Source organism: Armatimonadia bacterium, from assembly GCA_039679385.1.
In the GTDB taxonomy this organism is placed as follows: domain Bacteria; phylum Armatimonadota; class Zipacnadia; order Zipacnadales; family JABUFB01; genus JAJFTQ01.
Genome location: JBDKVB010000117.1, coordinates 23,478 through 31,024, shown reverse-complemented (window position 1 = coordinate 31,024; position 7,547 = coordinate 23,478). Strand labels below are relative to the sequence as shown.

10 protein-coding genes are annotated in these 7,547 nt (G+C 63.9%); 5 read left to right on the top strand and 5 right to left on the bottom strand.

The window, feature by feature from the left end; all coding sequences use genetic code 11:
• Positions 1–31: 31 nt before the first annotated feature.
• Entirely contained in the window at positions 32–667 is a 636-nt protein-coding gene (locus ABFE16_13185) for a methyltransferase domain-containing protein (GenBank protein ID MEN6346247.1), read from the bottom strand.
• Between the two features lie 192 nt (positions 668–859).
• Here ABFE16_13185 and ABFE16_13180 point away from each other — a divergent pair, with 192 nt between their 5' ends.
• Entirely contained in the window at positions 860–1,141 is a 282-nt protein-coding gene (locus tag ABFE16_13180; GenBank protein MEN6346246.1) for a type II toxin-antitoxin system RelE/ParE family toxin, read from the top strand.
• A complete protein-coding gene (locus ABFE16_13175) occupies positions 1,116–1,457 on the top strand; it encodes a HigA family addiction module antitoxin (protein ID MEN6346245.1) in 342 nt (113 codons plus the stop codon). Before ABFE16_13180 ends, ABFE16_13175 begins: the two co-directional genes overlap by 26 nt.
• 164 nt (positions 1,458–1,621) lie before the next feature.
• Here the strand turns inward: ABFE16_13175 and ABFE16_13170 are convergent, their stop codons facing one another.
• Positions 1,622–2,377, bottom strand: a complete 756-nt coding sequence (locus tag ABFE16_13170) for a class I SAM-dependent methyltransferase (protein ID MEN6346244.1) — start codon at positions 2,375–2,377, stop codon at positions 1,622–1,624.
• A 235-nt stretch (positions 2,378–2,612) separates the two neighbouring features.
• On the opposite strand from ABFE16_13170, the gene ABFE16_13165 reads away from it, so the two are divergent.
• Positions 2,613–2,927, top strand: a complete 315-nt coding sequence (locus ABFE16_13165; protein ID MEN6346243.1) for a hypothetical protein — start codon at positions 2,613–2,615, stop codon at positions 2,925–2,927.
• A complete protein-coding gene (locus ABFE16_13160; GenBank protein ID MEN6346242.1) occupies positions 2,924–3,445 on the top strand; it encodes a GNAT family N-acetyltransferase in 522 nt (173 codons plus the stop codon). Before ABFE16_13165 ends, ABFE16_13160 begins: the two co-directional genes overlap by 4 nt.
• Positions 3,446–3,556: 111 nt before the next feature.
• Here the strand turns inward: ABFE16_13160 and ABFE16_13155 are convergent, their stop codons facing one another.
• Positions 3,557–3,739 (bottom strand): hypothetical protein, encoded by a 183-nt coding sequence (locus ABFE16_13155; protein MEN6346241.1) that lies wholly within the window; start codon positions 3,737–3,739, stop codon positions 3,557–3,559.
• Positions 3,740–3,744: 5 nt separating this feature from the next.
• On the bottom strand, positions 3,745–3,999 hold the full coding sequence (locus tag ABFE16_13150) for a hypothetical protein (protein MEN6346240.1): 255 nt from the start codon (positions 3,997–3,999) through the stop codon (positions 3,745–3,747).
• A gap of 272 nt (positions 4,000–4,271) precedes the next feature.
• Between ABFE16_13150 and ABFE16_13145 the strand changes: the two genes are divergently transcribed.
• Positions 4,272–5,726 carry a sulfatase-like hydrolase/transferase gene (locus ABFE16_13145; protein MEN6346239.1) on the top strand — a complete coding sequence of 485 codons (1,455 nt, stop codon included), beginning with the start codon at positions 4,272–4,274 and terminating at the stop codon, positions 5,724–5,726.
• A gap of 667 nt (positions 5,727–6,393) precedes the next feature.
• On the opposite strand, the gene ABFE16_13140 is transcribed toward ABFE16_13145, so the two are convergent.
• Positions 6,394–7,524: a Gfo/Idh/MocA family oxidoreductase gene (locus ABFE16_13140; protein MEN6346238.1), complete on the bottom strand. Its 1,131-nt coding sequence runs from the start codon at positions 7,522–7,524 to the stop codon at positions 6,394–6,396.
• Positions 7,525–7,547 lie beyond the last annotated feature (23 nt).

Below are 7,547 nucleotides of genomic sequence, written 5' to 3'. Positions count from 1 at the left end.
GCCAATCATCGGCCTCCCAGCGACGAGCATGCTACCAGCGCCTTAGCAGGGCGTGCCAGAAGCCGCGCTGCTCGTCGCGCTCCTCTTCGAGGCTGAGGAACTCGAAGTCCCTGTCGAAGAGCCCGTGTAGATCGTCGGCCGTGAAGAACCGCCGGTAAGCTCCATGCGCCAGATGCCATGACCGTTCCTGAGGGCCATAGGTTCGGAAATGGGTGCTGAAGGTGCTGAGGAGGAGGTGACCGCCGGGCCTGAGGACCCACCGCAGGGAGGACAGGTAGCGCGGCCAATCGGACTTTCGCTGATGGTGCAGGCAGCCGTAGTCGAGGACCACATCGAAGGTGGCGACGCGGAAGGGCAAGTCGAAGATATCGGCCACCAGGAAGCTGATCGCCGCCTCGAATCCGGCTACACGTGCCCGGGCTCTGGCGCGACGAATGGCTCCCGCTTCGTAATCCACGCCGACGGGCGCAAAGCCCCTCTGCGCACCGGGCAGGCAGTGCCGACCCTCTCCGCAACCGAGATCAAGTAGGCGTCGCGACTCCGCCGTCGGGCCGAGGAGCTCCAGATTCCGCAGGACCTGTAGCGCGGGCTCAGCGCCCCATCCATGCCGCCCACTCTCATAGGCCTGCCGGAAGTACTGCCGATTCTGCTCCGCCGAACTCCGCATGCGCCCCACCACCTGTCTTCGTGAGGGTTCCCTTGACTTTTCGCGCGGCGCAGGGCTGGCTCCTTCGCGGCTATCCTGCCGAGGTTGAGAGCGACCAGAGGCCCCAGACCTGTGGCCCGCCCACGAACCCGCACAGGGACCGCAGCCCATAACGCTTGACGTTAATAACGCGCCGCGTTACTATGGGCTACGATGATACGCAGCTTCCGTGACCGGGACACAGAGATGCTGTTTCGTCGGCTGCGGCCGCGGAGACTGCCCGAGGCGGTGCTTCGCACTTCGCTGCGCAAACTGGCGATGCTCCACGCCGCCACCGACCTTGCAGACCTGCGCATACCACCAGGCAACAAGCTCGAGAAGCTATCCGGCGACCGTCAGGGGCAGCACAGCATCCGAATCAGTGACCAGTGGCGGGGGTGTTTCGTCTGGCGGAAGGGTGACGCGTACGATGTCGAGATCACAGACTACCACTAAGGGGCGAACGACGATGCGAGCCCTGTTGCCCCCGGTCCATCCGGGTGAGGTCTTGAGCGGGGATTTCCTGATCCCTCTGGGCATCAGCCAGTACCGGCTGGCGAAGAGCCTTGGGGTGCCGCCACGGCGCATCAATGAGATCGTACACGGCAAGCGTGCCATTACCGCAGATACGGCGCTTCGCCTGTCGCGCTTCTTCGGGACCAGCGAGCCGTTCTGGCTCAACCTCCAGACGCGCTATGACCTGGAGATGGCCAAGGACAGCCTGGGCAACCACCTGGAGCAGGATGTCCTCGTCTACGAGGCCCCGAAGTAACGCGGAGTCCGGACACCAGCGGCTGTCCCCTTCATCGGGTCACCAGCCCGCCTTCTCCACGCTCACACTCTCAGGCAACCCTTGATCCCCGGCACGGGACGGGGAGCGCTGTGTCGTAGCCGGTGCAGCGCTTCCAGGCGTCTTGCCTTTCGACGAGTGCGACCCTAGGGCTTGCGGGCGATCACCAGCAGCTCGAAGTCCTCGAAGCCCGGGGCCCGGTCGCGACTGAAGTGCCCAAGCTCGCAGGCGTAGATCCCAGGGTCGGCCATGCCCAGGGTCTCCAGCATCCACCGCATCTCACTGGGCGCATAGAACCGCTCGTTGCAGTCAATCGTTTGCGCCACGCCATCGTCATCGCTGAACTCGAAGTGAAACCGCGAGCGGAAGGTCGTCAGGTCGAAGGCTCCAGCTGCGAGCTCATCGCCCTCGCCACTGTCCGCCGGTCGAACCGCGCGGGCCAGTGGGAAGAGGGCATTGAGGGTGGTCAGCAACAGCTTCCCACCGGGCTTCACCGCACGGCACGCCCCCTGCAGGATGCGGTAGTTCATCTCGTCGGTCTCCATGAGGCAGAAGCCGCCCTCACAGATCATCATGACCAGATCGAAGGCGTCAACGAAGTCGAGCTCGCGAGCGTCACCCTGGCGGAAGTCCACCGAGACTCCCGCCGCGACAGCCTTCTCCCGAGCCCGCGCCAGTTGAGCCGCCGACAAGTCCACTCCGGTCACCTGGTAGCCGCGGGTGGCCAACTCGAGGTCATGGCGGCCCGTGCCACAGCCGATGTCCAGGATGGTCCGCGTGCGGTCGTGCTCCAGCTCCTGTTCGAGGAAGTCGACCTCGCCCTGTGTGCCCGTTGTGTAGACTTCCTCATCATACTGTCGTGCGTAGTTGGCAAAGAGCGTCTGATACCACTGCTGACCCATCGGTCTGACCCCAATCCTCCGTAGAATGGCGAACCTCTGGCCGTATCGCACGAGCGCAGCGACCTGCTAAGGGCCGGCGTGCTCTGCGCTTGCCGCAGGTCGAAGGGCGTCTTCTCCTTCGGCGTAGCGGGCACCCCTTCGATGCGGCGGCGCTCTCGTAAGCCGCGTAGATGACCCTCAGAACCTTCCGGACATCAGAGCAGGAGAAGTCAACCTCGAAGAGAAGGTGATCGCCATGGGCGTTCAGGTGGAGCTTCTCGTCAACCCCTTCTGCATGGCTGATCGCGACAGCGGGACCATCGGCGACGTCTGCCGGGAGTTCGGCGTCAGTTGCCGCGTGCTGAACATATGGGACATTGACGACGACATGGCGGGCCTTCCAGGCCACCTTGCCTCACTGATCCGGGAGTACCGGAGCGGCTTGCGCCCCGGCAACCTGTACAGCAACGTCTTCGTGAATGGGCAGAGAGTGCTTCTCGACAGGTGGCCCGTCCATCTTGACGAGGTCCGGCGCCTGATCCAGAGCATGCTGGAGGCCGAAGGCGAATGAGCTATGCTCTTGCGCACATCACCAGGGAGGAGGTCCTGCATGGGTTTGCTGACGGCTACTACTGCTGCATGTCAGGCATCCTCCGTCGCAAGTTCCAGTGCGACATGTGGTCGGTCATCTTCGATCGCGTGGGCAGTATCGGCCTGCTCGCCAGAGCCGGGGACAAGATCGTCGGGCAGCTGATATACATGCCGAAGGACTTCGCTCGCCGCATCGGCATGCCAAGGGGCGTGCAGGGAGATGACCTGGAGACGACGATGGTCATCTCTTGTGTGATGGTGCACCACGACTTCACGAACCGGGGCATCGCCTCGAGCATGATCGGTGAAGCGATCAGCTTCTGCAAGCAGCGGGGCTACAAGCGGATCGAGGCCTATGTGGATCCCCGGCCGCCTCAAGAAGCGGCGGACTGGATCCCTTCCTTCTCTGCCTTTCGCAAGTTCGGGTTCGCCCTGGAGGGACCCGCGATTGCCTGGGAGTCCCATCCGGAGTCGCGGATCTGCTATCTCGACTTGTGATGCCTACTCAGGTCACTTCCCCCGCACCTCCGACGTTGACAGCGCGCGAGACTATCGGGCTTCGCCGCACTATCGCCGGTCCGGGGCGCCGCTGGTCGATCGCAGCCCGAGTCACTCCATGTGCTGCAGCCCCAGCGCCCTGACGCGCGCCTGCACCTCCGGGTCGTCCAACTTCGGGTTGCGGTCCGGATAGACCCCCAGGTGCCCCGTGTCCTTGAAATGATAGCCTTCGTACTTCCAGCCGCCCCCGCCGGAGTGGTATGTCTCCGGTCGTGGCACGCCCTGCTCCATCATGGCCTTCAGTTCCTCGAACCGCGACCGGTAGAGGTCCCGCGGCAGCCATGCTCGATCCCGGCCTGCGATTCGCGACAGCGGCACAGCTCCACGATGGCGCGTCGCTGCTCCTCGGGCAGCAGAGCGTCCGTGCGCGCGATGACTTCGCGGGCCCACTCCGCCTTCGCGGCCGGCTTCGTGCTCCCCGTGGGCTCCTTCAGTCCCCGCGTGACCCTCTCCGACATCGCTCTTCCGGCCACTGTCTCGATGCCCTGCCCCATCCGTGCCGTCACCGGCCGCGGCGCTCGGGTCGCACTCCCGCGTTGCCCTATCCTCCGGGCCGGCAGCAGGAAGTGTAGCACAGCCGCCGAAGGTGGAGAGCAACTGGTGATCACCCCGCAGAAACTGACTTAGGAAGTGGCACCACTAATGGGGGCAGGTCATGAGCTTGAGAGAGGAGGCATCAGACCCAGGCTTAGGGACGTGATGCTCGCGGAGATAGCGTTGGGCTATCCGTTGGAGAGGAACTCTCAATGATCGGGAGGAAGGTACTATGGAAGACCAGGCCGGCACCTGGGCCGATGCAGGAAGCATCCCCGGCGAGGCAGCAATGACTACCACGCCGGCAACAGGAGCTGACGCACCCGAGGAGCAGAAGAAGCCCAATATCGTCTTCATACTGGCGGACAACGTTGGTTGGGGGGATCTTGGCGTCTACGGTGGTCAGGTCCCGACACCACGCATCGACGCACTGGCTGCTCAGGGAATTCGATTCAGCAACTACAACGTCGAATCACAGTGCACGCCGACGCGTTCGGCCATCCTCTCTGGGCGCTACTGCGTTCGCACCGGCAACTGGAGAGTGCCGGCCCCCGGCGAAGGCAATATGGGTCTAGCGCCTTGGGAATACACCATCGCTGAGCTGCTGTCCGACGGCGGATACGCCACCGCACTCTATGGCAAGTGGCATGTCGGCAATGTTCCGGGACGCATGCCCACCGACCAGGGCTTTGATGAGTGGTGGGGAATCCTGAACTCGTCCGACGAGGCCGGCTACTCCAGGTATCCTCTCTTCAAGGCGACGGGGTTACCCGCGCCACAAGTCTGGGAGGGACGCAAGGGAGCACCCTCCAAGCCAGTCGGCGAGTTTGTGTTGGAGACGAAGCGCCTAATGGACGAGAGCATCACTGAGCGCACTGTGGATTACATCAGACGCCAGGCCTCTCAGAACGAAAAGCCATTTCTCGTGTACGTCGGGCTAACACAGGTTCACCCACCAATGGTGGCGCACCCGGATTTCGCGTTCAAGTCGCCCCAACGCGGTGGCGTGTACGCTGACATCATCGGCGAGATGGACTTTCGAGTCGGGCAGATCCTCGACGCGATCACAGCGGCCGGTATAGAGGACAACACGATAGTTGTACTCAGCAGCGACAACGGAGCTTGCCGGGTGGCCGAAGGCGGCGGATCAAGCGGGCCTTGGCGCGGCCACTTCTTCACGCCTCCCTTTGAGGGCAGCTACCGGGTTCCGGCTATGGTTCGCTGGCCAGGGAAGATCCCTGCGGGCGTGGTCACCGGGGAGATGCTGCACGCTGCCGACTGGCTTCCGACGCTCGCGGGTCTGGTCGGAGAGTCAAGTCGCGTGCCATCCGATCGTCCGATTGATGGGGTGGATGCGTCCGCTCTGCTCATTGGCAAGAGCGCTGGTTCCGGGCGCGATGCGGTGATGCTCTTCGGCCCCGATGGCAAACTGATGTCCGTGAAATGGCACACGGTCAAGGTCATCCTCAGGTACGCCGAAGGCATCGACCAGCCTATCGTCGAACCTTACATGCCTCTGATGTTCGATCTCAGCAGCGACCCTCAGGAAACGGTGAACCTGTGGGAGCTGAACATGGACATGGGATGGATGCTCGCCCCGGTAGCCAAGGTGATCGACGAGTACCAGACGTCGGTGGCGCAGTTCCCGAACATAGAGCCTGGTCAGGAGTTTGCCGGGTACGAGTAGGAGAGGACAGGCGTTGCCTTCCCACTCAAGAAGCGCCCCGGCTTCTCCGTCAAGCTCGACTTCATGCCCGCGCCCACGGGAAAGACCTACGACTTGATCCTGGTCGAACCGAGCAGGCAGTCCGAGGAAGAGGAACAGGAGTGACCCCTTCACTCCCCTGCGGGGGGTAACTTCCTCGCAGGGGACTTCTCCTTAGGTACGAGGAGGACTGGCCCCACCGCCAGGGCCTCGGATCAAGGGAGCTGGTCGAAGACCCGGCTGGAGTGGAGGAAGAGGTTGGTGTCAGGGAAGACCGCTGTCGTGCACATGGTCTGCATACCCCTTCGGGAGTGCAGCCGGGTCCGAGGATGCCGCCACCAGTGCATCCACTGTAGTACCGTCGCGCCTGCCTGCAAGGCCTGACGGCCCTCCGCCACACCATATACCCATCAGCCTCTGAGCGGGCCAGACGTCCGGCCCCGCGTCCCTTGCCGCCCGGCAGCTGGACGGCTCCGGGGACGGTGACTGGGCGGGGACGCTGCGGCTCGCTGGGGCCCAGGGGCCCGCAGAACCGGCCATTCATCCAGGGCCATGGGCCCGACCCCGGTCGCCTCGCGTCCAGTACCTCGCGGCTGCTGTCGGCGAGATGGTAGGAGACGCCACACGGTGACGGCGTTCCGCACTCCGCTCACTGGTCCTCCATCCTGAGCTCATCTGGGCAGTCGGGCGACAACCACGGCTTCCAGCAGTGGATGGGGCTGTACGCCCAGACCGGCGGGTCGTAGGGCCAGTCGATGCGGCGGCCTGTCGCCGCGCTCGCGTAGGCGGCGTAGATGATCTTCAGAACCTCGCGACCGTCTTCGCCCGTCTCAAGAGCGGGCTTGCCCTCCAACACACTGTCCACAAAGTGCTCGACCTCCTGTGGAAAGCCGTAATTCCAGCTTTCGGCATACATCGTGAAGCTCCAGCCGGCCGTCGAGCCCGCCTTCTCCACGGCATAGTCATAGCCCCGCTTGCTGTAGGTCTGGAAGGCGCTGCCGTGGAGTAGGTCGCACAGGATCACGCCCTCGGAGCCGTACAGCTCGATGCGGTCGTCCATGCCGCCGGGCTTGGCCCAGGACTCCTCGGCCACACCCCGGCAGCCGCCCTCGAACTCCACGACGATCAGCGAGTCATCGTCGCCGCGGGTGCGCTCGCCGTGCACGAAGACGTCCATGTCCGCCCAGACGCTCTTCACCGCCGGCTTGCCCAGCATCCAGCGGAAGTACTCGAAGGCATGGCAGCCCATGTCGAGTGTCACGCCGCCGCCCGATCGCTCTACATCCCAAAACCACGGCATGTGCGGGCCGTCATGCTTCTCGCATTGCTTGATCCGGAACAGCTTGCCCAGTGCGCCACTGTCGCAGACCTCCTTGGCCCGCACGTACTTGGGCGTGAAGCACAGCTCCTCGGCGTACATCAACTGCACACCCTCGCGCTTGCAGGTCTCGATCATCTGGTCAGCGTCGGCCAACGTGCGTGCGAGTGGCTTCTCGCAGATGATGTGCTTGTGCGCCTCGGCGGCGTCGCAGCACATCTGGCGGTGCAGGTAGTTCGGTGCGCACAGCATCACCACGTCCACCTCGGGCAGCTCCAGCATCGCCCGGTAGTCGGTGAAGCTGTGGGGAAGCTGGTGGCGCGAGGCGAAGGTCGCAGCATGATCACCGGTGGGCGAGGCACAGGCCACGACCCGGGCCCTCGGTACGAACCGCCGGATGCTCTCCGCGTGGATCTCCGCCACGAATCCGGAACCAATGATCCCGATGTTCAGTGTCTCCATGGTTGCCTCCATCCTTTCGAAGG

Bases quoted from the DNA above. Each gene is read 5' to 3' on its own strand.
- ABFE16_13185 (MEN6346247.1), bottom strand. From the start codon at position 667: ATGCGGAGTTCGGCGGAGCAGAATCGGCAGTACTTCCGGCAGGCCTAT.
- ABFE16_13180 (MEN6346246.1), top strand. From the start codon at position 860: ATGATACGCAGCTTCCGTGACCGGGACACAGAGATGCTGTTTCGTCGG.
- ABFE16_13175 (MEN6346245.1), top strand. From the start codon at position 1,116: ATGTCGAGATCACAGACTACCACTAAGGGGCGAACGACGATGCGAGCC.
- ABFE16_13170 (MEN6346244.1), bottom strand. From the start codon at position 2,377: ATGGGTCAGCAGTGGTATCAGACGCTCTTTGCCAACTACGCACGACAG.
- ABFE16_13165 (MEN6346243.1), top strand. From the start codon at position 2,613: ATGGGCGTTCAGGTGGAGCTTCTCGTCAACCCCTTCTGCATGGCTGAT.
- ABFE16_13160 (MEN6346242.1), top strand. From the start codon at position 2,924: ATGAGCTATGCTCTTGCGCACATCACCAGGGAGGAGGTCCTGCATGGG.
- ABFE16_13155 (MEN6346241.1), bottom strand. From the start codon at position 3,739: ATGATGGAGCAGGGCGTGCCACGACCGGAGACATACCACTCCGGCGGG.
- ABFE16_13150 (MEN6346240.1), bottom strand. From the start codon at position 3,999: ATGGGGCAGGGCATCGAGACAGTGGCCGGAAGAGCGATGTCGGAGAGG.
- ABFE16_13145 (MEN6346239.1), top strand. From the start codon at position 4,272: ATGGAAGACCAGGCCGGCACCTGGGCCGATGCAGGAAGCATCCCCGGC.
- ABFE16_13140 (MEN6346238.1), bottom strand. From the start codon at position 7,524: ATGGAGACACTGAACATCGGGATCATTGGTTCCGGATTCGTGGCGGAG.